The sequence below is a fragment of the Beijerinckia mobilis genome (assembly GCF_000745425.1).
Classification (GTDB): Bacteria; Pseudomonadota; Alphaproteobacteria; order Rhizobiales; family Beijerinckiaceae; genus Beijerinckia; species Beijerinckia mobilis.
In genome coordinates this window covers 122,122-145,709 of sequence record NZ_JQJH01000012.1, presented here as the reverse complement: position 1 = coordinate 145,709, position 23,588 = coordinate 122,122, and the positions used below count along the sequence as shown (strand labels likewise).

Here is a 23,588-nt window from a genome sequence, read left to right as displayed (position 1 = left end):
GTCAATGTGATCTGGAATATGGCGTTGGGGTCGCCCAGAAGCCGCTGGAGGTCGAAGGTCGTGCCGAAGGTCGCCTGTCCGGCATTGACGACATACTGATCCTTGCCGCCGGTCCAGTTTGTCACGCTCTCCGAGACATAGCCAATCTGGAAATCAATGCCCATGTCGTGAAGCTGTGTGCGCAGGCCTCCCATATCGCCAAATAGATGATCTCGCGTCCAGAAATCGTCGGCAGTCGCTGTCTTTGGTTTTGTCTTCGTCACCGCATCGGCCGCAACAGCCGAAGTGGTGGTGACGAGCATGGAGGCCAAAATACTAACAATCCGTCTATAGGATTTCCCCGTCCTTCCCATTTCCCCCTCCCCATTGACTATTTTTCTTTGGATCGCCAGGTGGAGCGTCTTTTCCGGGATGGAACAGGCCTGGTTGTTACCAGCTTGATCCATCGAGAATACAAAGCTTCCAGGCTTTTTGAATGCGGGGCCTTTCCGGTTAGAACGAAAAGGCCGCCGCTTAAGGGCTCCCCGCGAAACAGGCCGAAGATGTGATTGTTGAAAGATTGCGGCAGGGTGGCCTGAACCGGGGCAGGAGCCGTTTCCATCCGCCTTCTCGCCCTGTCAGTGACGGTCATCGATTTGACGGCGATATGGAGATGCGTCGCAGGAGATTTGCTTTTTATGCGTATCTCTCTGGGCTGTGAGCTGGCGCCTTACAGACACCAGCATGATTGTGTTTCCCTCGTGACTCGGGACGCGAGCTGCCGGAATCTCCCGGATCGTTTGTCGAGTGCAGGAAATCGCCGGTTGAGTGCGATTTGATCCTGGATTGTCTCCGCGGTTGCGTCGAGGTCTGTGGTGTCGTGTGATGTCGCGTTTCAAAGGGGAGCGGTGGGATTGGGCGCCGAGTCATAGGCGCCCCAGACCGATTGATCATAATTGATCACGCTTCCCGTCATGAGACCGGATTCGTCGCTTGAAAGAAATGCGACTGCCCGCGCAACTTCGTCGGGATCGATCAGGCGGCCGAAGGGCTGGGCGGCGGCGGCTTTTGCGAGCCAGTCGTCGCTCGCACCGTGATAGTTCTTTTGGATTTGGTCCTCGCCGTCAGAGGCCATCCAGCCAATGTCGAGGGCATTGACCCGAATGTGGTTACGTAACAGCGCATAGGCCGTATTCCGCGTCAATGTCGCGAGCGCGCCCTTGGAGCTGCAATAGGCGGCAATGAAGGGTTGGCCGGCCATTTCCGACATGGAGCAGATGTTGACGATCGTCCCCTCGGTTTTTTCCCGCCGCATGAGCTTGATTGCTTCCTGCATGAGGAAGAAGGGTCCTTTGACATTGACGGCGAAGATCTTATCGAACAATTCCGGGGACGTATCGATGATGGTACCGCGGTCAGTCGCTCCCGCCGCATTGACGAGGGCATCGATGCGGCCGAATTCCGCATCCGCGCGTCTGACGACGCCGAGGCAATCATCAACCTGGCCAAGATCGGCGGCTACGAAAACGACTTTGGTTCCGGTCGCGGCGGAAATCTCTTTAGCCTTGGCCTCGCCTTTTTCCTTCGAGCGGCCGCAAATGATGATGCCGGCGGCGCCGCGTTCGGCAAATGTCCGGGCTATAGCGGCGCCAAGTCCCTGTGTACCGCCGGTGACGACGGCAATCTTACCCTGCAACGCGCTCATGCGTATTCTCTCCCAGAATGTTATAGCCAGCTTTTTGCAGTGCAGCCGATAAAGCGCGGTAGCCGATGATTGCATATTCGGCGGGCGGCGCCTTTACCGGATCCTGTTCCGCTTCCACAATGAACCATCCCTGATAACCAGCATCGGCAAGACGCCGGGCAACGGCGTCGAAGTTGATGGATCCATCTCCGGGGACGGTGAATGCGCCTGCAAGGACGGCGTCGAGGAAGGAATCATGTGCGCGATCAAGGGATGCTATCACCGGGTCACGAACATCTTTCGCGTGGACATGAATGATCCGGCGTCCATGTTTCTCGATGACACGCAGGTGGTCGCCACCGGCAAAACGCATGTGTCCGGTGTCATAAAGCAGCCCGACCGCCTCGCCTGTGTGGCGCATCAGAAGATCGAGATCTTCCTCGGTCTCGATCCCGGTGCCCATATGATGGTGGAAAGCGAGCGGCACGCCCATTTCCGCGCAATATTCCGCAAAGCGCGTCAGGCGATGGCCGTAGGTGCGGATTTGATCCTCGTCGAGACGGCGGCGGGTCTCGAGCGGTGCCGTGCGAATGTTCTGGATCGTCCCGGCCGTCTCGCCATAGGCAAGGCAAGCGGCGCCGAGGTCGCGAAACAGTTTGAGTTGGTCGGAGACCTTCTCTTTTTCTGCCGCAAGATCGTCGGGAGCATCAAGCACGGTACCAGAATACCAGCCAGAAGCGAGGGAGAGGCCGAAGGCGGCGAGTTTCGGTCCGAGTTCTGCTGAGGTTTTGGGGAACTTGCCCCCCGTCTCGACGCCGGAAAAACCGGCGGCACGGCTTTCCTGCAGACAGGTTTCAAGGGTGGTCTGCCCACCGAGTTCCGGCAGGTCGTCATTCGACCATGCGATCGGCGCGATACCTAGCTTGGCGTTCATGTTCGCTCACAATCAATGTGGAGGGAGGGTCAACGCAGCCGTGCGGGCAAAGCGAAGCCGAAAGGCCCCGTCCGCAGGAACGGCCTTGAATCTGGTCAGAAAGAAAAACGCGGCGGAAAGGCTCAGACGCCGACGCGCTGGCGGGTCCGCCCATCCTGCTGTTGCCGCGCGGCCTCAAGTACTTCCGCGCGCGCACTCACCTGCGGCACGCCGACATCCCACCAGGCGTCACCCGGAGTCCAGGTGAAGGCGTCGGAAACGATGGTGATGACGGTGGTGCGGTCGGTCATCTTCGCCCATTCCAGGGCCTGACCGAGATCGGCCAGGCTTTCCACCCGCCGTGTAAGCGCGCCCATCGATTCCGCATGTTTGTTGAAATCGACGGGGAAGGGCTCCTTGACCCGGCAATCCTTGAGAAGATTGTTGAAGGAGGCGCCGCCCTTGGCGTTCTGCAGGCGGTTGATGACGGCATAGCCGCCGTTGTCGCAGACGATGAGGATCATCTTGTGCCCCGAAAGGACCGAGGAATAGATGTCCGAATTCATCATCATATAGGTGCCATCGCCAATCATGACGATTGGCGTGCGGCTGGGATCGGCCATCGCCGCGCCCCAGCCGGCGGAAATTTCGTAACCCATGCAGGAAAAGCCGAATTCGCAATCGAATGTATTCGGAGCTTTCACCCGCCAGTTTTTCATGACTTCGCCGGGCAGACCGCCCGCCGCCGTAATCAGGAGGTCCTTGTCCGCCGCCTTGGCATTGACGACACCGATGACCTGCGCGTAGGTTGGGATGGGGTCGTTGGTCGGCTTCTGAAAGCCATCGAGTGCGTCATTCCATTTCGCGAATTCGAGTTTGCCCTTATCGGTCCAGGCGGCACCGGCGCTCCAGCCGTCGAGATATTGATCGAATTCCTTCACCGTTTCGAGGGCGTCGCCGACAACGGCAAGCGACCGGTGTTTGGTCGCATCCCAGCGCGCGGCATTGACGGTGATGAATTTCGTATCCGGCTGGAATGAGGACCATGAACCAGTGGTGAAATCCATGAGCCGCGTGCCGATGGCGAGGATGACATCGGCTTCTGCGGCCATGATGTTGGCCGAGGTCGAGCCGACAATACCAATGGGTCCGACATGGGCGGGGTGATCATGCGAGACGCTGCCCTTGCCGGCAATGGTTTCACACAGCGGAATGCCGTGTTTTGCGGCGAAGGCGGCGAGCGCTTCCTCGGCGCCGGAATAACGTACGCCGCCACCGGAGATGATCAGCGGCCGTTGCGCCGCCTTGAGGAGGGCGACGGCTTCCTGCAAGCGTCCGCGATCCGGTCGTGGCCGCGGGATGACATGCACGGTCTCGGTGAAAAATTCTTCCGGATAATCCCACGCGATCTCCTGCACATCCTGGGGCAGGGCAATGAAGGCCGGCCCGCAATCGGCAGGATCGAGCATGGCTGCGACTGCTTGCGGCAACGAAGAAATGATCTGTTCCGGATGGACGATCCGATCCCAATAGCGGGTGACGGCCTTGAAGGCGTCATTGACGGTGATCGTCGGATTGCCGAAATGCTCGACCTGCTGCATGACCGGATCCGGCCGGCGATTGACGAAAGTATCTCCGGCAAGCAGCAGCACGGGCAGGCGGTTTGTGTGTGCTACACCCGCCGCCGTTATCATATTGAGGGCGCCGGGGCCGATGGAGCTTGACGCTACCATGATCTGACGGCGGCGTGTCGCCTTGGCAAAACCGATTGCGGCGAGCGCCATGGATTGCTCGTTCTGGCCACGCCATGTCGGCAATTTGTCCTGCACGGCTTCCAACGCCTCGGCGAAACAGGTGACATTGCCATGGCCGAAAATCGCGAATACGCCGGGGAATAATGGCGCGCGCTTTCCATCAATGATCGTGAATTGATTGCAAAGATAACGAACCAGGGCCTGCGCCATGGTGCAGCGGACCGTCGCCATACATCTTCCTCCCAGAACCCGATAGCTCGTCCAGCCGGGTTTTGTAATTTTTATTGCGCGAAAAATTTATTTGCAAGTTTTTTTGCAAAAAATATGGGGCCGGAAAACGTGTCTCAACCCCGTTTGCGTCGCGCTTCTGTGGCGGTACGATCGCGCGCAATTTCCGTCACTGTCGGGATACGTGGCGTGGCGCTGCGATCCGGCTGCTGCGCTGCCGCTGTGGCGATGGCTATACATTGCACCAGGCACATCGGGGCGGCGAGTGAGCGGGAAAATGTATATTCGTCCTCCGGGACGGTGAAGAGGATGCTCGCATTCTTGGCGAGCGGTGACAGCTGGCTGTCGGTAATCGCAATGAGGGGGGTTCCCGCGCCGACCGTGACATCGCAAATGGCGACGACCTCCTTGGCGTAATGACGGAAGGCGATGGCGACGAGCACGTCGTTCTCGGTCATCGTCGCCGCCATTTCCAGTGCAAGGCCACCGGCCGGATCGAGAAAAACCACGCGGCAATGCAGCATTGTCAGCAGGTAGCGCAGGAAGGAGGCGATGGGTTCCGACCGGAGCTGGCCGGCGATGTAAATCGTATCGGCCTTTGTGAGCAGGTTTGCGGCGGTCGCAAGCGAGTCTTCTGAAATGCCGTCGAGCAATCCCTGCAGTGCCGCCATGTCGCGCACGACGAGATCGCGCAAAAAGCCGAGATTGCCCGAGCTCTCGTTGCGCGACAATTCGCTTTCAAGGGCGCTGATGCGTTCGCGAAAGCCGGGCGCGGTGGTCACGAGCCTGGTCTGAAACACCGCCTGCAATTCCTTGAAACCGGAATAACCGAAGTTCTGGGCAAAGCGGACGAGGCTCGAGGGATGGACGCCGCATTTCTCGGCGATCGAATTGATCGATTCGAGAGCGATTACATTGGGATTTTGCGTGAAAAACCGCGCGATCTGCTGAAACCGGGTCGAGAGATCCGCGTAGTTTTTCGTGATGAGATTGACGATCCCCTCGTAATTTTTCGGAACGATTGCGGGGGGAGCATTGGTCTTCTTCGGCATGACTCACATCCGGGGCGGCATTGGCGCCGGTTGCGACGCCCCAAATATTCTCCCGCCCGGTGCCGGAATGAGGACCGTTTGGAAGAAATCACTCTTTGGGCGCTCTGCGGGTCGGAATGATAAAACAATTCTTGCTGGATAAATAGACCCGCAATTTTCCTTGTCTGCAAGGGACCGCCGCCGAGACTTTCGAGGGATCGTCGTTGGCGAATCAGGTTATGGTGATGCCGTCGTAAAGAAGTTTCGCGCCGACCGCTGCCAAAAGCCCATAGATGACGCCGAAATAGCGCTCCTGGGGGACGAGCGTAACGAGCCGCACTCCGGCCAGGGTCGAGACCACCGCGATCGGAAAAAGCACCGCCGATGTCGTGAGATTGCTGCTGGTGATCTGTCCGAGCGCCATGAAAAAGGGGAGCTTGATCCAGTTGACGATGGCGAAGAAAGCGACTGCCGTCGCGGCAAACACGTCCCGGGAAAGATCTTGCCGCAAAAGATAGATCATGAAGGGCGGTCCACCCGCATTGGCGATCATGCTGGTGAAACCCGAAAGGAGGCTCCACAAACGCCCAGCAAAACGTCCTGGGCGAGCAGCGGCAACGGATGAATCAGCTCCCCGTTTGAGAGCGTGACGGGTGGCCTCAATGAGCGCCAGCACGCCGATACCGGCTTCGATGGTTGCATCCGAAATCGATGAGGCGAGCAGATAGCCTGCGATAACGCCGAGGAAAGCGCCCGGGAGAAGCAGGTTCAATTGGCGGTTGTCCCATCGCCGCCAATAGGCGGCCAGACTCACGACATCCTGAACAATGAGCACGGGCAGAAGGATCGCCGCGGCACGTACCGGCGAGATGGCGAGAGCGAGAATCGGCTGGGCCAGGACCGAAAGGCCGGTAAAGCCGCCCTTGGACAGGCCAAGGAGCATGGTGGCGGGAAAGGCCGCCGCATAGAAAGACCAATCCAGCGTCGTCAATTGTTTCTTCCCTTCTGAGCGCGCCATGCCTGTGGCGGATATTTCCTTGTGCAGAGAACAAGGAATTTTTATTGCACTAACAATCAACATGCAATAATGTTTGCTTAACGCCGCAACGCGGTGACACAAGAAACAATGATCGGGAGGAAACGACTTGCTGACAAGCTGTGTCGTTGTGTGGGCGACCGATTTCTCCCCGTATTCTCAAAGGCTTCACCTGCGTGAATGCAGCGGCGATTGTTGCGTCCGTTGCTCTGCCGCTCCTCCCGCATGTTCATATTCTGCAACGATCGTTGCGAAATGTCTCCCTTATTCCCGGAGTGCTGCTTGATGTACGAGAAGTTCGGTCTGTTCATCGACGGAGCCTGGCGCGCTGGCACCAGCAAGGAGCGCATCGACGTGCTCGATCCGGCAACGGGTGCCTCGCTTGGTGAAGTGGCCTCGGCCGATACGTCGGATGTCGAGGAAGCGATTGCAGTGGCCTCGGCGGCGTTGAAAAGCTGGCGTGGGGTTCCTGCCTGGACACGCGCCGATCTGCTGCATGCCGTCGCCGATGTGATGCGGGAGCGGCTTGAAGAGGCGGCACGCATCATCACGCTTGAATCTGGAAAACCGCTTGCGCAGGCGCGGCGGGAATGGGTGCTTTCGATCGATCAATTCCGATGGTTCGCGGAAGAAACGCGGCGTATCTATGGCCGTATCGTCGAAAGCCGGGCGCCGGGCGGACGCATTGAAATTCTGCATGAGCCTGTCGGCATTGTCGCGGCCTTCACTGCCTGGAATTTTCCCGCCGTGCTCGTTGCCCGCAAGATCGCGCCCGCAATCGCGGCTGGCTGTTCGGTGATCGTGCGTCCCTCCGATGAATGTCCGGGCACGGCCATGCATCTCGTCGACTGCATACGTCAAGCTGGTGTTCCCAAGGGTGTCGTCAATCTCGTCGTCGGCCCAGTCAAAACGACTTACGCACCGCTTGTTGCCTCGCCGCTTGTACGCAAGATCACCCTGACGGGTTCGACTACCGTCGGTCAGCAGATGCTCCGCGATTCGGCGGCGACGGTGAAACGTGTCAGCATGGAACTTGGTGGTAACGCGCCGCTCATCGTTTTCGATGATGTCGACGTCGATACCGTGCTCGATATTGCGGCGCCGACCAAATATGCCAATGCCGGACAGGTCTGCGTCGCTCCGGACCGCTTCTATGTCCATGAATCGATCCACGACCGTTTCATCGAAGGGCTTGCGCGGAGAGCAAGCGCGTTGCGCCTTGGCCGTGGTCTTGACGATGCAACACAAATGGGGCCGCTCATCAACCAGCGCCGCATCGATGCGATGGAGAGCATTGTCGCCGATGCCGAGAGCCGGGGTGGCCGCATTGCGACCGGCGGACAGCGCCCGGCGGGCCAGAACAAGGGCTTTTTCTTCGCCCCGACGGTGATTTCGGGGCTCCCGGACGATGCCAAGGCTCTGGCCGAGGAAAATTTCGGACCGATTGCGGCGGTCACGCCCTTCAGTGATCCCGAAAGTGTCTATGAGCGCGCCAATTCCAGTGAATATGGGCTTGCCGCTTATGTATTCACGCGCGATCCCGCGCGTATGCGTGAGGCGGTTTCTCGTATCGAGACGGGAATGGTCGGCGTGAACAGCACTGCGCTCGCGGCCGCCGAGGCGCCTTTCGGTGGCATCAAATACAGCGGCATGGGTCGCGAGGGTGGAAGCGAAGGTATTCTCGACTTCCTGAATGTAAAGCTCGCCCAGATAGCCGTGTGAATGTGGCTGCGTGAAGGATCAATCTATGAAATCCAATGCAATCCGGCAGGCTTTTGCCGCCGACAAGCCTGTCATCAACGGATGGCTGTCCATCGCCTGTCCTTTCACTGCCGAGATTATGGCACACCAGGGCTATGATTCGATCACAATAGATCTTCAGCATGGTCTTGTCGGATATGAGGTTGCGACGACCATGCTGCAGGCGATGCAGGCGAGCCCGGTGACGCCCATGGTCCGCGTGCCCTGGCTTGATCCCGGCATCATCATGAAGACGCTCGATGCCGGAGCCTATGGTGTGATCTGCCCCATGATCAACACGCCAGAGGAAGCCGAGAAGTTCGTCTCATGCGTGCGTTACCCGCCTACTGGCACGCGCAGTTTCGGGCCGACGCGGGTCTCGATCGCCGCAGGCGCCGATTATGGCGATCATGCCGATCGTGAGGTTCTCTGTTTCGCCATGATCGAGACGGCGCAGGCTTTCGCCAATCTCGAAGCCATTGCCGCGACGCCGGGACTCGACGGCCTGTATATCGGCCCCGCGGACTTGACCCTTGGACTTACCGGCCGGAAATACCGTACCGGCTTCGATCGCGAAGAGCCGGAGATGGTTGCGGCGATCAAGACCATTCTCGACGTGGCGCATAAATCCGGAATCCGCGCCTGTCTGCATAATGGTACGCCGACCTATGCGGCCAAGGCGATCGGCTGGGGGTTCGATCTCGTCACCATCTCCAATGATGTGCGGCTGCTCGCCGGAGCCGCGCAGTCATCAGTTGCGACAGCACGTCAGCTCATCGGCCAGTTGACGAGTGTACCGGATATCAAACAGGCAGCGGCTGGTTATTGAGGGAGAATTGCCATGACCCACATTCTCGTGGCCGGGCGCATTCATGAGGCGGGTCTCGATATCCTGCGCAATGCTCCGGGTGTCTCGCTCGATCTCGTCGATGAAGTCACGATGGAGTCCTACGTGCCTTTTGTCGAGAAGGCTGATGCGATCCTGATCCGAACACAGCCTTTGCCCGAGGCTGTCATTGCAAAGGCAAAGAAGCTGAGATTCGTGTCGCGTCATGGCGTCGGTTATGATGCCGTGGATGTCGAGGCTTTGACGCGCCGGAGCATTCCGCTCTCCATCGTCGGTGATGTCAATTCCCGTTCCGTTGCCGAACATGCCATGACTTTGCTGCTGGCGGTCGCCAAGCGTGTCTGTGCCTATGATCATGCGACACGCTCCGGAAAATGGGGTCTGCGCAACGATCTTTCCGCAACGGACGTTTTCGGCAAGACCTTGCTGCTCATCGGGTTCGGCCGGATCGGAAGACTTGTCGCGACGATGGCGAGAGGCTTCGACATGACCGTACTCGCCTATGATCCCTTCCTCGACGAGGCCTCGATCGAAAAAGCGGGAGCGATTCCGGCGCGCGATCTTGCCGGGGCTCTGCATATTGCGGATTTTGTTTCCCTGCATATGCCGCCACCGCGCGGTGGTCCGCTGCTTGGCGAAAATGAGCTTGCCGCCCTTAAACCGGGTGCGATTCTCATCAATACGGCGCGTGGCGGCGTGGTCGACGAGCTGGCTCTGGCACATGCTTTAGCCGAGGGCACGATCGCCGGGGCCGGACTTGATGTCTTCTCGGCAGAGCCGCCGCCGCCTGAGCATCCGCTCCTGCAAAGCGATCGTGTCATCCTCACGCCGCATTCTGCTGGCCTGACGCGCGAATGCGCGGCCCGTATGGCTGTTTCCGCAAGCCGCAACATACTCGACTATTTTGCCGGCCGGCTCGATCCCGCGCTCGTTATCAATGGGAACGTACTTTCCGCTCAGCTGCGCGAAAGCGCCTCTGTCGGATGATAGAATTGCAATAATAATTGCAAAAATTGTAGTAATGAAATATATATTGAAACACCAAGCGAGAGCCGCTGAAGTGGCCAGTCAGGGAGGTTGTCCGGTGACCCGTCGGCATAATGCTTAGGCGTGCTGGTCCAATCGCGAAAGTTCGCGGCAGAGCAGTTTTCTTCCTCGCAAATCCTCCACCACCTTGCGCGATCGCCATTCGGGCGATCGCGACCCTTTGATCCGTGCGCCGCACGAGGCGGCGAACGCTAGCCTTTGGCCGAAATTGGAGTTTCCTCATGGTGCGGGTTGCTGTCCTTGGTGCGGGACGGATCGGAAGCATTCACGCTGCCAATGTCGCAGCGCATGCACATTCCAAACTGATTGCCGTTGCCGATCCATTTGGCGATGCGGCACACAAACTGGCCGAACGCCTTGGTTGCGAGGCCTCGCTTGATCCGGTAGCGACGATCGAGCGCGATGATGTCGATGCCGTCATCATCGGCACGCCGACAGATACGCATGTCAGCCTGACGCTCCATGCGGTATCACGCGGGAAAGCGGTTTTGTGCGAAAAACCCATCGACCTCGATATGGCCAAGGTGGATTCGGCGGTTGCCGAAATCGAGCGCGTCGGCGGAAGGGTGATGCTCGCCTTTAATCGCCGCTTCGACCCGAGTGCGGCCGCGCTTCGCCGTGCGATCGATGCCGGTGAAATTGGTGACGTGCATCAGGTCATCATCACCAGCCGTGATCCCGGCCTCGCCCCGCGCGAATATCTCGCCCATTCCGGTGGCATTTTCCGTGACATGACGATCCATGATTTCGACATGGCCCGTTTCTTCCTGCGCGAGGACCCGGTCGAGGTCATGGCCTTTGGCAGCCGTCTCATCGAGCCTTCGCTCGAGGAATTCGGCGATTTCGATACGGTCATGGTGCAATTGCGGACGGCTTCCGGCCGCCAATGCCATATCAATTGTTCGCGCCAGGCAGTCTATGGCTATGACCAGCGCTTTGAAATTTTTGGCTCTGCCGGGCAGGTGCTGAACGACAATCTTCGTCCCACGACGATCAGGCGCTGGACGCGGTCGGCGACGGAAGTCCGCGAACCCTTGCTCAATTTCTTTCTCGAACGGTACGCCGATGCCTATCGGCTGGAATATGACGCTTTCGCCAAGGCTGTCCTCACCAAAGGTCCGATGCCGGTCACGGCGCAGGATGGTCGCCAGGCGCTGCGTCTCGCCGATTGCGCGCTCGAATCCGCACTTACCGGTCAGTCCGTGAAGGTCTGAGCATGGTATCCGCACATTCACCGGTAAACATCAGGAAGCAGTCTCATGGGTGACATCGGCGTCGGTGTAATCGGCACCGGATTTATGGGCAAGGCACATGCGATGGCCTATCGCGCTGCCGCCGGTATTTTTCCAGGTAATCTCAAACCAGTTCTGCAGACGGTCGCAGATGTCGATGAGGCAGCGGCTGACGCGGCGGCGCGGCAATATGGGTTCCGCCGCGCGGTCACCGATTGGCGCGCGCTCGTCGCTGATCCGGCCATCGCGATCGTTGCCATCACCACGCCCAACATGTTTCACCGGGAAATGGCCCTCGCGGCCATCGCGGCCGGAAAACATGTTCATTGCGAAAAGCCGCTCGCGCCTTCCGTTGCGGAAGCCCACGAGATGATGGAAGCTGCCGAGGCCGCCAATGTCGTCACGCAGGTCGGCTACAATTACATCAAGAATCCGCTGCTGTCTCTGGCGCGCGAAATGATTGCATCGGGTGAACTCGGCGAGATCACCAGTTTTCGTGGCATCCATGCCGAGGATTTCATGTGTGATCCGGAAGTGCCCTACAGCTGGCGTCTCGATCCACAGGGCGGTGGTGGTGCCATCGCCGATATCGGCAGTCATATCATCGGCCTTGCCCGGTTCCTGATCGGCCCGATTACGGAAGTCAATGCCGATCTCGCGACCGTGGTGAAGAGCCGTCCGGTCGGTCCGGGTGCCGCGGAGCGGCGTCTTATCGAGGTCGATGATATTGCCCGCCTGACGGTGCGTTTCGCGCGCGGCTGCGGCGGCACGATCGAAGCCAATTGGGCGGCGACCGGCCGCAAGATGCAGCTTGGCTTTGAGATCTCGGGTACTAAGGGCGGTCTGGTCTTCACGCAGGAGCGCCTGAACGAACTCTCCTATTACAAGGCCGGAGAGGATCCCCGCGAGAATGGTTTCCGGCGCATCGAAGCCGGTCCTCAGCATCCGCCCTATCGCAATTTTTGTGTCGCTCCGGGGCATCAGCTTGGTTTCAATGATCTGAAAACCATTGAGGTTGCCGATTTCCTGTCGGCCATCGAGGGCGGAGTACGGCGCGGACCGGATTTCCGCGAAGCCTGGGAAATCCAGAAGGTCGTTGATAGCGCAATTGCCTCGAGCAAGAGCCGCGCGTGGAAGGAGGTAGCGTAATGTCTTCCATGTCCGATCGCAACGCGGCCAGGACACCGCTTGAAGAACCACAAGCGGCTAAGACCATGCGCACCATCAAGGGGCCGGCCGTTTTTCTCGCTCAGTTCGCCGGCGATACGCCGCCTTTCAATTCGCTCGCCGGTCTTGCCGAATGGGCCGCGGAAAAAGGCTTTCTCGGAGTGCAGATCCCGTCCTGGGACCGCCGTGTTTTCGATGTCGAACGCGCGGCGGAGAGTCAGGATTATTGTGACGAGATCAAGGGCCTGCTGGCCGACCATGGACTCGTCGTGACCGAGCTTGCGAGCCACCTGCAGGGTCAACTCGTTGCTCTGCATCCGGCCTTCGACATTCCGGCAGAATCCTTCGCGGCGCCCGAGGTTCGCGGCAATCCCAAGGCGCGGCAGGAATGGGCGGTGCGGCAGGTGATCGCGGCGGCGCGCGCTTCCCGGCGGCTGGGTCTCGACCGCCATGTGACATTTTCCGGCTCGTTGCTGTGGCCCTATCTCTATCCCTATCCGCAATGGCCGGAGGGGTTAATCGATGATGCTTTCGATGAGCTGGCGAGGCGCTGGCGGCCGATCCTCGATGTGTTTGACAGCGAAGGGATCGATCTCTGCTATGAAGTGCATCCGACCGAGGATTTGCACGACGGGCTGACATTCGAGATGTTTCTCGAAAGGGTCGATCATCATCCGCGCTGCAACATCATGTATGATCCGAGCCATCTCCTTTTGCAGTCGATGGATTATCTGGCCTACATCGACCATTATCACGACCGCATCAAAATGTTTCATGTGAAGGATGCGGAATTCCGGCCGACCGGCAAGACCGGCGCCTATGGCGGTTTCCAGCCCTGGCTCAGCCGTGCCGGCCGTTTTCGTTCTCCCGGCGACGGTCAGATCGATTTCGGTGCCATTTTCTCGAAACTCGCGGGCTATGGTTTCGATGGCTGGGCCGTGCTCGAATGGGAATGCTGCCTCAAACATCCGGAGGACGGCGCGGCGGAAGGGGCCGCATTCATCAAGCGCCACATTATCCATGTCGCCGAGCGCGCCTTCGATGATTTCGTCAAGGCGGATGCGAATCGCGCCGCCAACCGCGCCATTCTCGGCCTCGATGAAGGAGAGGCGGCATGACCGGCGCTGATGATCTGGCGCGGCGTCGGCTGCGCCTTGGCATGGTAGGTGGCGGGGAGGGCGCCTATATCGGCGGTATTCACCGATTTGCGACGCGTCTCGACAATGCTTTCGAACTCGTCGCCGGCGCATTCGATGTGCGGCCGGAACGCGGTCATGCTTTCGCCGAGAGTATCTTCATCGCGCGCGACCGTTCCTATGATGATTACAGGGCGATGGTGGAAGGCGAAAAGAACCGCCCAGACCGGATTGATGCGGTGGCCATCTGCACTCCAAACCATACGCATTTTCCCATTGCCAAGGCTTTTCTCGAGGCGGGTTTCGATGTCATCTGCGAGAAGCCCATGACGACGACACTCGACGATGCGATCGCGCTGCACGATCTTGCCGAGGCAAGCAGCCGTTTCGTCGGTGTCACCTATACTTATTGCGGCTATCCGCTGATCCATCACGCCCGGGCTATGGTGGCGCGCGGCGATCTCGGCGCCATCCGTGTGGTCCAGGTGGAATATCCGCTCGAATGGATGGCGACGGCGATTGAGGCGGAGGGCAATGCACAGGCTGCCTGGCGCACCGATCCGAAACTTTCGGGACGCGGAGGCAGCATCGGTGATATTGGCACTCATGCCTATCATCTGGCGGGATTTGTCACCGGGCTCAAGGCGCAATCGCTCTCCGCCGATCTCGCCACATTCGTGCCGGGGCGCCTGCTCGACGACAATGCTCACGTCATGATCCGTTATGACGGTGGCGCACGAGGGCTCCTCTGGTCATCCCAGGTGGCGATCGGATGCTCCAACGGCCTGCGTCTGCGCGTTTTCGGTGACAAGGGCAGCCTTGCCTGGGCGCAGGAGGATCCGAACACGCTTTCCTATACGCCGCTCGGCGGCGCGCCGGAAACGATCAAGCGTGGCCGCGAGGATCTCGTGCCGGCGGCGAAAGTCCGCAGCCGGACGCCGCCCGGTCATCCGGAAGGCTATATTGCCGCTTTCGCCAATCTCTATGCCGGTTTTGCCGAGGCGATCCGTGCCCGCCGCGAGGCGCGCGCCCCATCCGAAATCGGCTGCAATGTACCGACTTCTGCCGACGGGCTCAAGGGTGTGGCTTTCGTCGACGCAGTCGTCGACAGTCATGAAGCCGGAGGTCATTGGCTGGTGCCGCGGTTCGTATGAAGCTGCTGAAGCGCCGGCGATAATGAGAACAGAATTAGGGGAGGAAACGACGTGAAGAGATTTCTGTGCGCACTTGCCGTATCGGCCCTGACCATGGCCTCCGCGCAGGCGACCACGATCGGCATCGGCATGTCGCTGTTCGATGACAATTATCTCAACATTCTGCGTCACGCGATGGAGAATTATGCGAAGACGAAAGGGAATGTGAGTGTCCGTTCAGAGGATGCCCAGGGCGATATAGCCAGACAGCAAAGTCAAATTGATAATTTCATCGCGAGTGGCGTCGATGCCATCGTTGTCATGCTGGTGGACGCGGATTCAAGCGCCGCCATCTCGGCCCAGGCTGCGGCGGCTGGTGTGCCGCTCGTGTTCGTCAATATGGCGCCGGTCAATGTCGATACTCTTCCCGCCAAACAGGCATTTGTCGGTTCCGATGAGGTGCAGGCCGGATTGATGCAGGCGCAGGAAGTCTGCAAGGAACTCAAGGGAAAAGGCAATGTCGTCGTGATCGAAGGCCAGCTCGGCACGACAGGTCAGCGCGGCCGCACGCAAGGCATTCACGAGGCACTTTCGGCGCCAGCCTGCAAGGGCATCAAAATCGTAGAAGAACAGACCGGCAATTGGATGCGCACGCCGGCTATGGATCTCGTCACCAATTGGATCTCCGCCGGGATCGATTTCAACGCCGTCCTCGCCAACAATGATGAAATGGCGCTTGGCGCGGTTCAGGCGTTGAAATCGAGCGGCCGTCCCATGGAAAGCGTCGTTATCGCCGGCTCCGATGCCACCAAGGATGCATTGGCGGCGATGAAGGCGGGTGATCTCGACATCACCGTCTTTCAAAATGCGACCGAGCAAGGAAAGGGCGCGATCGACGCGGCACTCAAACTCGCCAAGAACCAAGAAACGGCAAAGAAGACAATGATCCCCTTCGAGCTCGTGACGAAAGACAATATGGACAAATTTTTGAACCGGAATTGAGGTGCGAACAAAGTAAGCCACGCTCATCGACGGAGCGGGATATTCAGGGAGGAATGACAAATGACGACGGGTCAGCTTCATGCAGCCGCGAGCCATGTGCCACTCATGGCCTCAGACTATCTTCTGACGGCGGAGAATATCCGCAAGGAATTTCCCGGCGTTGTCGCGCTGGATGGTGTGGAGCTCAAGCTGCGCCCCTCCTCCGTCCATGCCCTGATGGGAGAAAATGGCGCCGGCAAGTCCACGCTGATGAAGATCATTGCTGGCATATACAAACCGGATGGGGGATGCATCCGGCTCAAAGGCAATGAGATTTCCTTCCAGTCGCCGCTCGACGCCATTGAGAGCGGTATCTCGATGATCCATCAGGAACTCAATCTGATGGATTATATGAGCGTGGCAGAAAATATCTGGATCCGCCGTGAACCGCTCAATCGTTTCGGTTTCGTCGACCATGACGAGATGCGGCGCATGACGCAGGATCTTTTCAGGCGTCTCAAGATCGATCTCGACCCCGACGCCGAGGTTCGCGATCTCAGCGTCGCCAATCGCCAGATCGTCGAAATCGCCAAGGCTGTTTCCTACGGATCGGATGTTCTCATCATGGATGAGCCGACCTCCGCTCTGACGGAGCGGGAGGTTGATCATCTCTTTGAGATCATCCGTGATCTGCGCGCCCATGGCATCGGGATCGTCTATATCACACACAAGATGAATGAACTCTTCGAGATCGCCGATGAGTTTTCTGTTTTCCGGGACGGCCGTTACATCTCGACCCATGCGGCCTGCGATGTCACGCGTGATGACATTATCCGCATGATGGTCGGCCGCGAATTGACGCAGATGTTCCCGAAAGAGGAAGTGCCGATCGGCGACGTTGCCCTGTCGGTCAAGGATCTCGCACTCGAAGGCGTGTTCCACGACGTGAATTTCGATCTGCATGCCGGTGAGATCCTGGGTATTGCCGGTCTCGTCGGTTCTGGGCGCTCGAGCCTGGCTTCGACCCTGTTCGGCGTTTCCCCGGCAACTTCCGGCACGATCGCCATCAACGGCGAGAAAGTGGTCATCGATTCTCCCGCGACAGCAATGCGGCATGAAATGGCTTTCCTTACCGAGGATCGCAAGGTCAGCGGTTGTCTCTTGAGCCTCAGCATTCTCGAAAATCTGCAGATTGCCGTTTTGCAGAACAAATATGTCACCAACGGCTTCGTGCATGAGAAGGCGCTTTATTCCGCCTGTCAGGAAATGGCGCGCAAATTGAGGGTGAAGGCACCGAACCTCCAGGAGATTATCGGCAATCTTTCAGGCGGCAATCAGCAGAAGGTGCTGATCGGCCGTTGGCTGCTCAACAAGCCACGTATTCTCATCCTCGATGAGCCGACACGCGGCATCGATGTTGGCGCCAAGGCCGAGATCCACCGTCTGGTGACGGAACTCGCGCGCGAGGGTGTCGCGATCATTCTGATTTCGTCGGAAATGCCGGAGGTTCTCGGCATGAGCGATCGCATTCTGGTGATGCATGAGGGTCGCATGACCGGCATTCTCGATCGTTGCGAGGCGACCCAGGTGAAGATCATGGAGCTCGCCTCTCAATGACATTCGAATGCAAACAGCCATGCCAGTATGACTCGCGAGGATGAAAATGACAGACAATCATCTCATATATGCCCCCGCCGCCCTTCATAAGCCGGTGCGGCGGCTGCCGGCAGGAATGAGTATTCTGCTCGTGCTCGTCGGCATCGCAATGATCTTCGAGGCGCTCGGCTGGCTCCTCATCGGACAGAGCTTTCTGATGAACAGCCAGCGCCTGACCATCATGATCCTGCAGGTTTCCGTCATCGGCATTATCGCGGTCGGCGTCACTCAGGTCATCATAACCGGAGGCATTGATCTTTCCTCTGGCTCTGTCGTCGCGATGACCGCGATGATAGCGGCGAGTTTCGCGCAGACGTCGACCTGGGCGCGCGCGGTCTATCCCTCATTGACCGATCTGCCGGCGCTTGTGCCAATCGGCATCGGCATTGCGATCGGGCTCCTTGCCGGACTGATCAACGGGCTTTTAATCTCCTATACGAAAATACCGCCCTTTATCGCGACACTCGGCATGATGGTCTCGGCGCGTGGCGTTGCCCGCTGGTACACGAATGGTCAACCAGTCTCTGGTCTCGAGAAGAGCTTCACGGTGATCGGTTCTGGAATCTGGCCCGTGGTGATCTTTTTGGTGGTGGCGGCGATTTTTCATATCGTGCTGCGCTATACACGCTACGGCAAATTTACTTACGCCATTGGTGCGAATATGCAGGCGGCCCGCGTGTCCGGCATCAATATCGAGCGCCATCTCATCAAGGTCTATGCGATCGCCGGGGCGCTGGCCGGTCTTGCCGGTCTCGTGACCGCGGCACGCGCGCAGACCGCTCAGGCCAATATGGGAATCAACTATGAACTCGACGCCATCGCGGCAACCGTCATCGGCGGCACCTCGCTTTCCGGTGGTTCGGGGCGTATTCTCGGGACGATCATCGGCACGGCCATTCTCGGTGTCATGATGTCCGGATTTACCTTCCTGCGGGTTGATTCCTATTACCAGGAAATCGTCAAGGGCGTGATCATCGTCGCCGCCGTGGTGGCTGACGTCTACCGGCAGAAGAAACGTCATTGAGGTGGTGCTCGAAAGGGCAAGGCGGCACAGAGACGCCGTCCTTTCCGTCATCCTTATTCCGCCTCCGCTGAATCGCTGTAACGGACGGTCAATCCAACCTCTCTCTCGGTGACCTCCGGTCCAATTGAAAGAATTGTGGAGCCTTCTCATGGCGAAATCCGCCTCAGATCTGCGCAGCGCGCGCTATTTCGAACCGGATGATTTCCGCTCGTTCGGTCATCGTTCGCGCATGGCGCAGATGGGATATACAGGCGAGGAATATCGCGGCAAGCCGGTCATCGCCATTATTAATACATGGTCCGATCTCAATCAGTGTCATGCCCATTTCAAAACGCGCGTCGATGATGTGAAACGCGGCATTCTCCAGGCGGGTGGTTTTCCGGTGGAATTACCCGCACTGTCGCTCTCAGAGAGTAAGGTCAAGCCGACCACCATGCTCTACCGCAACTTTCTCGCGATGGAGACGGAAGAGCTTATCCGGTCGCATCCGGTTGATGGTGCGGTCTTGATGGGGGGGTGCGACAAGACCACGCCGGGCCTCATTCTGGGCGCGACCAGCGCCGGTGTTCCGGCCATTTATGTGCCTGCCGGTCCCATGCTGCGGGGCAACTGGCACGGCAAAGTGCTGGGGTCCGGCTCCGACGCTTTCAAATATTGGGATGAACGGCGCGCCGGCAATATTTCGACGCAGGACTGGAACGAAATGGAAGTCGGGATCGCGCGTTCCTATGGTCATTGTATGACCATGGGCACGGCTTCCACGATGACCGCGCTTGCCGATGTTCTCGGCTTAACCTTGCCCGGCACCTCCTCGATTCCAGCGGCGGACGCCAACCATATCCGTATGTGTTCGGCGGCTGGGCGGCGCATCGTCGATATGGTGTGGGAGGATCTGACGCCGAACACCATTCAGACGGAGGCTGCTTATCGCAATGTCATCGTTGTGGCGATGGCGATGGGTTGTTCCACCAATGCCGTCATTCACATCATCGCCATGGCGCGGCGAGCGGGCTATGCGATCACGCTCGATGATTTCGACGCCATGAGCCGCAAGGTGCCCGTGCTTGCCAATGTACGCCCCTCCGGTGATACTTATCTTATGGAGGATTTCTATTATGCTGGCGGCCTCATCGGGTTGATGACCCGGCTCGCGCCCTTTCTCGATCTCACCCAGATCAATGTCAGCGGCAAAAGCTGGGTCGAGAGCCTCAAGGACGCAAAAGTCTATAATGAGGATGTCATCCGGCCGCTTGACAAGCCTATCTACGAGGAAGGCGCGCTCGCGGTATTGCGCGGCAATCTCGCGCCAAATGGCTGTGTCATGAAGCCCTCTGCCGCAGCACCGCATCTTCTGCATCATACGGGGCCGGCGCTGGTGTTCGACAATTACGCCGAGCTTAAGGCGAATATCGACCGGGATGATCTCGATGTCACGCCTGATCATGTGCTCGTCCTGCGCAATGCCGGGCCCCTCGGCGGTCCCGGCATGCCGGAATGGGGAATGTTGCCCATTCCCAAAAAACTGGTGAAACAGGGTGTACGCGATATGGTGCGGATCTCCGATGCGCGCATGAGTGGCACGTCCTATGGCGCCTGTATCCTGCATGTCTCGCCGGAGAGCTATATTGGTGGTCCGCTGTCGCTTATTGAAACAGGCGACATGATTAGTGTGGATGTGCCCGCCCGTAGCATTAACCTTGAGGTTTCAGAAGAGGAACTCGCCCGCCGCCGCAGCGCCTTGCCGATCCCCAGGAAACGTTATGAACGCGGCTATGGCTGGATGTTTTCCCAGCATATCCGTCAGGCCGATGAAGGGTGTGATTTCGATTTTCTCGAGACGAGCTTCGGCCGCCCGGTTACGGAACCCGACATTTATTGAAGCAAATCGCGCGCTGCCAAAGCGCCGCGTCATCAACCCTGTGTTTGCCATTCATGGAGAGCCGTTCGGAACCAACCGGACGGCTCTTTCGCTGTATTGGTGTGCGGTACAACCGGAGAATCATCGGGCCTGTGGTGTTCTTCTGGGTGCAACTGGCGCTGACCACTGTCGCAAAATTGTTATATTGACCGCCTATTGAAGAGCGCAAAAGTGTCTCCGGTTTGGGAGGCCGCTCGTAATCCTTGCTACCTGTGAGCGCGGTTCTCCTGCCAGCAATCCAGGCGCGCGTCTTCATGGTCCTATGGTGGGAGAGGATGTCGCTATTCGCGCAATTGGCTCGGGGCCTCGAGATGTCAATCGATCATCGGCGGGGGGATTGTCCGATGGCCGGAAACGACCTCGCTCTCGTCGGGATTTCGACGGAAAGACCGGATTTGAAATAGCGGATCCTCCATGCGCACGCGCATCCTATTTTGCGGTGGCGCACGGACTTTGACCCTGTGCAAGGATTCCTTGTCGAGGCTTTCCTGTCATGAAATTGGGCTATGTGAAAACGGGGAATGGATAAGCGCTCGAGACAGGACCGGATACATTGCCCTATAGAAACCGCGCCATCACGAGACAATGTGGATCCGATCGAGGATACACGGCTTGGAGGGTTGATTGAACACGCACCTCACGCCCAAAGATTTTGCGACTTCATTCTTTTCGTCGGCCTCCACAGGCAATGCCTCCACGGCGCGCCGGCGTGCGGTCGCGCTGACGGCGCAACTGGCCGATATGTCGTCAATGGGTCAGTTGACCGCGAAGGCGGCCGCGCGGCATATCAACAATATTTCCGCGACCCATGGCGAGCGCCTGCGCGAGACCTTCAATGCCTTGACCAATCTGGTCGCGGAGGCGACGAAGGAAGACCGCCGCCCGATTGCTTTGCTGCGTGAGGCCCAAGACTATGCGGCGGATCGTGCCCAACGGGCGGTGCTGACGCTCGATACCTTGCGTGAGCGCGGCGATACTTTCTTCGTCCATGAGGCCGAAGGGTGTCCGCCGGTTCTGATCTATGATTACGATGTCGTCGTCGACGGCCGCAGCCTTCCCAGGCCCTGCAATTACGCTTTGCTGAAGATCAAGCCGCCGCAGGGTGTGACGATCGCCGCTGACAAGCGGCCCTATATCATCATCGATCCCAGAGCCGGGCACGGCGCCGGTATCGGCGGGTTCAAGATGGATAGCCAGGTGGGTGTGGCGCTCAAGACTGGCCATCAGGTCTATTTCGTCAGCTTCACCCGCGCACCGGAGCCTGGCCAGACGTTGGCCGATGTTACCCGCGCCGAGGCCGGCTTCGTGCGTTATGTGCAGGAGCAGCACCCGGATGCGCCGAAGCCTGTCGTCATCGGCAATTGCCAGGGCGGCTGGGCAACGCTCATCCTCGGTGCCTCGAATCCCGATCTTACCGGCCCGCTGGTGCTCAATGGAGCGCCGGTGGAGACTTGGTCCGGTGAGATCGGCGTCAATCCCATGCGCTACAATGCCGGGCTCTTCGGCGGCGAAATCCAGCCGATGCTGATGTCGGATTTGGGTGACGGGCTTTTTGACGGCGCCTGGCTCGTCCTCAATTTCGAGATGCTCAATCCGGGCCGTACCTGGTTCCGCAAATATTACGACCTGTTCGAGAAAGTGGATACCGAACGCAGCCGTTTCCTCGAATTCGAGAAATGGTGGAGCGGATTCTTTCTGCTGAACGAGGCCGAGATCGTCTGGATCGTGCGGCAATTGTTCGTGGGGAACAAGCTTGCCCGCAACGAGGCTTTCCTGGAGCATGGCCGCCTGCTGGACGTCAAGCAGGTCCGTTCCCCTATCATCGTCTTCGCCAGCCATGGCGACAATATCACGCCGGTGAAACAGGCCATCAACTGGATCATCGACGCTTATACGGACGAGACCGAGATCCGCATACGCGGCCAGCGGATCATTTACATGATCCACGAGAAGATCGGGCATCTCGGCATTTTCGTGTCGTCCTCGATCGCCAAACGTGAGCACACCGAGGTGTCTTCCACGCTGAAGACCATCGAGGCACTCGCGCCCGGCCTCTATGAAATGATGATCGACGAGATCACGGGTGAAGGGCAGGACGCTCATTTCAGGGTTTCCTTCGCCGAGCGCAAATTGAGCGATCTTCCGGGTTATTCCGACGGCCGGGAGGACGAAGTTCCCTTCGCCGCCGTGCAGCGCCTTTCCGAGCTGCAGGGCGAGCTTTACGACGTGTTCCTGCGCCCATGGGTGCAAGCGACCGTGACGCAGGCTACTGCTGAACTCGGACGGGCTCTGCATCCGTTGAGGCTTCAGCGGGCGATGTTCTCCTCGCGCAATCCGCTGATCGCCCCGGTTGAACAGCTCGCAAAGAGTGTTGGCGAGGCCCGCAAGCCGGTCGAGAAAGATAATCTCTTCGTGCTGATGGAAAAATTGTTGGCGGATGCCCTGGAGCAGACGTTCGACATCTTCCGCGACTTGCGCGACGCCTGGTATGAGGTGACGTTCTTCTCGCTCTATGCGACGCCGATGATGCATTGGTTCGGCCGCGATTATTCCTTCGAGCGCACCCATAAATCGAAGCAGGAACTGGTGGCGCTGCCGGAGGTGCAGTCGGCTTTGCTGCATGTGAATTCCGGTGGTTTCATCGAGGCCGTCATCCGCATGCTCATCCTGCTGGCCGAGGCGCGCGGCACGGTTCGCCGCGACCGGCTGGAGCGTTCCGCCCGCGTGCTTACGCAGGATGAACCGTTCCGTTCTCTGCCGATCGCGACCCGTGCCCAGATCATTCACGAACAGAGCCTGATCGTCGAATATGCCGGCGAGGCCGCGATCGACGCCCTGCCGGAAATGTTGCGGACTCCGGAGGAACGCCGCAAGGCGGTCGCCGTGGTGCAATTCGTTCCCGGTCCTCTCGATGAAATGGAGCCGCATACGTTTGGTATGCTCCAGCGTTTCCATCATCTGCTCGGCCTTGAACCGGCGACCGTGGATGTTCTCAATGATCCGTTGTCACAGGTGACCAACGCAGCCCAGTAATCCATACGGCATCCGGTGAGGGGGGCTCTCTCTCCTGATGGCCGATCGA

17 protein-coding genes and 1 pseudogene are annotated in these 23,588 nt (G+C 58.8%); 12 read left to right on the top strand and 6 right to left on the bottom strand.

Annotation, left to right across the window (positions count from 1 at the left end; genetic code table 11):
• From DL88_RS11295 to DL88_RS11270, 6 genes and pseudogenes are all read right to left on the bottom strand, one after another.
• Nucleotides 1-353: pseudogene (locus tag DL88_RS11295) on the bottom strand (carbohydrate porin); the annotation flags it as partial.
• A gap of 521 nt (nucleotides 354-874) precedes the next feature.
• Nucleotides 875-1,684: an SDR family oxidoreductase gene (locus DL88_RS11290; protein WP_034996000.1), complete on the bottom strand. Its 810-nt coding sequence runs from the start codon at nucleotides 1,682-1,684 to the stop codon at nucleotides 875-877.
• A complete protein-coding gene (gene iolE, locus DL88_RS11285; RefSeq protein WP_034995998.1) occupies nucleotides 1,665-2,597 on the bottom strand; it encodes a myo-inosose-2 dehydratase in 933 nt (310 codons plus the stop codon). Before iolE ends, DL88_RS11290 begins: the two co-directional genes overlap by 20 nt.
• A gap of 122 nt (nucleotides 2,598-2,719) precedes the next feature.
• Entirely contained in the window at nucleotides 2,720-4,561 is a 1,842-nt protein-coding gene (gene iolD / locus DL88_RS11280) for a 3D-(3,5/4)-trihydroxycyclohexane-1,2-dione acylhydrolase (decyclizing) (protein ID WP_034995996.1), read from the bottom strand.
• 113 nt (nucleotides 4,562-4,674) lie between these two features.
• Nucleotides 4,675-5,610 carry a MurR/RpiR family transcriptional regulator gene (locus tag DL88_RS11275; protein ID WP_034995994.1) on the bottom strand — a complete coding sequence of 312 codons (936 nt, stop codon included), beginning with the start codon at nucleotides 5,608-5,610 and terminating at the stop codon, nucleotides 4,675-4,677.
• A gap of 211 nt (nucleotides 5,611-5,821) precedes the next feature.
• The gene (locus tag DL88_RS11270) at nucleotides 5,822-6,580 is read right to left on the bottom strand and encodes a sulfite exporter TauE/SafE family protein (RefSeq protein WP_245270784.1); all 759 of its coding nucleotides are present in this window, start codon (nucleotides 6,578-6,580) and stop codon (nucleotides 5,822-5,824) included.
• A gap of 330 nt (nucleotides 6,581-6,910) precedes the next feature.
• Between DL88_RS11270 and DL88_RS11265 the strand changes: the two genes are divergently transcribed.
• From DL88_RS11265 to DL88_RS11205, 12 genes are all read left to right on the top strand, one after another.
• Entirely contained in the window at nucleotides 6,911-8,347 is a 1,437-nt protein-coding gene (locus tag DL88_RS11265; RefSeq protein WP_034995992.1) for an NAD-dependent succinate-semialdehyde dehydrogenase, read from the top strand.
• A gap of 25 nt (nucleotides 8,348-8,372) precedes the next feature.
• Nucleotides 8,373-9,194 carry an HpcH/HpaI aldolase family protein gene (locus DL88_RS11260; protein ID WP_034995990.1) on the top strand — a complete coding sequence of 274 codons (822 nt, stop codon included), beginning with the start codon at nucleotides 8,373-8,375 and terminating at the stop codon, nucleotides 9,192-9,194.
• Nucleotides 9,195-9,206: 12 nt separating this feature from the next.
• Entirely contained in the window at nucleotides 9,207-10,199 is a 993-nt protein-coding gene (locus DL88_RS11255; protein WP_034995987.1) for a hydroxyacid dehydrogenase, read from the top strand.
• Nucleotides 10,200-10,480: 281 nt separating this feature from the next.
• Nucleotides 10,481-11,473: an inositol 2-dehydrogenase gene (iolG, locus tag DL88_RS11250; RefSeq protein WP_034995985.1), complete on the top strand. Its 993-nt coding sequence runs from the start codon at nucleotides 10,481-10,483 to the stop codon at nucleotides 11,471-11,473.
• Nucleotides 11,474-11,518: 45 nt separating this feature from the next.
• Complete coding sequence (locus DL88_RS11245) at nucleotides 11,519-12,640, top strand: Gfo/Idh/MocA family protein (protein ID WP_034995984.1); 1,122 nt, start codon at nucleotides 11,519-11,521, stop codon at nucleotides 12,638-12,640.
• A 65-nt stretch (nucleotides 12,641-12,705) separates the two neighbouring features.
• Nucleotides 12,706-13,776 (top strand): sugar phosphate isomerase/epimerase family protein, encoded by a 1,071-nt coding sequence (locus tag DL88_RS11240; RefSeq protein ID WP_034996066.1) that lies wholly within the window; start codon nucleotides 12,706-12,708, stop codon nucleotides 13,774-13,776.
• On the top strand, nucleotides 13,773-14,948 hold the full coding sequence (locus DL88_RS11235) for a Gfo/Idh/MocA family protein (RefSeq protein WP_210165303.1): 1,176 nt from the start codon (nucleotides 13,773-13,775) through the stop codon (nucleotides 14,946-14,948). The genes DL88_RS11240 and DL88_RS11235 overlap by 4 nt, the downstream gene beginning before the upstream one ends.
• Nucleotides 14,949-14,999: 51 nt before the next feature.
• Complete coding sequence (locus DL88_RS11230) at nucleotides 15,000-15,929, top strand: substrate-binding domain-containing protein (RefSeq protein ID WP_034995983.1); 930 nt, start codon at nucleotides 15,000-15,002, stop codon at nucleotides 15,927-15,929.
• 60 nt (nucleotides 15,930-15,989) lie between these two features.
• On the top strand, nucleotides 15,990-17,525 hold the full coding sequence (locus DL88_RS11225; protein WP_034995981.1) for a sugar ABC transporter ATP-binding protein: 1,536 nt from the start codon (nucleotides 15,990-15,992) through the stop codon (nucleotides 17,523-17,525).
• A 46-nt stretch (nucleotides 17,526-17,571) separates the two neighbouring features.
• On the top strand, nucleotides 17,572-18,588 hold the full coding sequence (locus DL88_RS11220) for an ABC transporter permease (RefSeq protein ID WP_051955896.1): 1,017 nt from the start codon (nucleotides 17,572-17,574) through the stop codon (nucleotides 18,586-18,588).
• A gap of 148 nt (nucleotides 18,589-18,736) precedes the next feature.
• The gene (gene araD / locus DL88_RS11215; RefSeq protein ID WP_034995980.1) at nucleotides 18,737-20,467 is read left to right on the top strand and encodes an L-arabinonate dehydratase; all 1,731 of its coding nucleotides are present in this window, start codon (nucleotides 18,737-18,739) and stop codon (nucleotides 20,465-20,467) included.
• Nucleotides 20,468-21,130: 663 nt separating this feature from the next.
• A complete protein-coding gene (locus DL88_RS11205; RefSeq protein WP_051955895.1) occupies nucleotides 21,131-23,539 on the top strand; it encodes a DUF3141 domain-containing protein in 2,409 nt (802 codons plus the stop codon).
• Nucleotides 23,540-23,588 lie beyond the last annotated feature (49 nt).

What these genes read in the sequence shown, in the direction of transcription:
- DL88_RS11245 (WP_034995984.1), top strand. Translation starts at nt 11,519, where the DNA reads ATGGGTGACATCGGCGTCGGTGTAATCGGCACCGGATTTATGGGCAAG.
- DL88_RS11265 (WP_034995992.1), top strand. Translation starts at nt 6,911, where the DNA reads ATGTACGAGAAGTTCGGTCTGTTCATCGACGGAGCCTGGCGCGCTGGC.
- iolG (WP_034995985.1), top strand. Translation starts at nt 10,481, where the DNA reads ATGGTGCGGGTTGCTGTCCTTGGTGCGGGACGGATCGGAAGCATTCAC.
- DL88_RS11260 (WP_034995990.1), top strand. Translation starts at nt 8,373, where the DNA reads ATGAAATCCAATGCAATCCGGCAGGCTTTTGCCGCCGACAAGCCTGTC.
- araD (WP_034995980.1), top strand. Translation starts at nt 18,737, where the DNA reads ATGGCGAAATCCGCCTCAGATCTGCGCAGCGCGCGCTATTTCGAACCG.
- DL88_RS11225 (WP_034995981.1), top strand. Translation starts at nt 15,990, where the DNA reads ATGACGACGGGTCAGCTTCATGCAGCCGCGAGCCATGTGCCACTCATG.
- iolD (WP_034995996.1), bottom strand. Translation starts at nt 4,561, where the DNA reads ATGGCGACGGTCCGCTGCACCATGGCGCAGGCCCTGGTTCGTTATCTT.
- DL88_RS11235 (WP_210165303.1), top strand. Translation starts at nt 13,773, where the DNA reads ATGACCGGCGCTGATGATCTGGCGCGGCGTCGGCTGCGCCTTGGCATG.
- DL88_RS11290 (WP_034996000.1), bottom strand. Translation starts at nt 1,684, where the DNA reads ATGAGCGCGTTGCAGGGTAAGATTGCCGTCGTCACCGGCGGTACACAG.
- DL88_RS11220 (WP_051955896.1), top strand. Translation starts at nt 17,572, where the DNA reads ATGACAGACAATCATCTCATATATGCCCCCGCCGCCCTTCATAAGCCG.
- DL88_RS11275 (WP_034995994.1), bottom strand. Translation starts at nt 5,610, where the DNA reads ATGCCGAAGAAGACCAATGCTCCCCCCGCAATCGTTCCGAAAAATTAC.
- DL88_RS11255 (WP_034995987.1), top strand. Translation starts at nt 9,207, where the DNA reads ATGACCCACATTCTCGTGGCCGGGCGCATTCATGAGGCGGGTCTCGAT.
- iolE (WP_034995998.1), bottom strand. Translation starts at nt 2,597, where the DNA reads ATGAACGCCAAGCTAGGTATCGCGCCGATCGCATGGTCGAATGACGAC.
- DL88_RS11240 (WP_034996066.1), top strand. Translation starts at nt 12,706, where the DNA reads ATGCGCACCATCAAGGGGCCGGCCGTTTTTCTCGCTCAGTTCGCCGGC.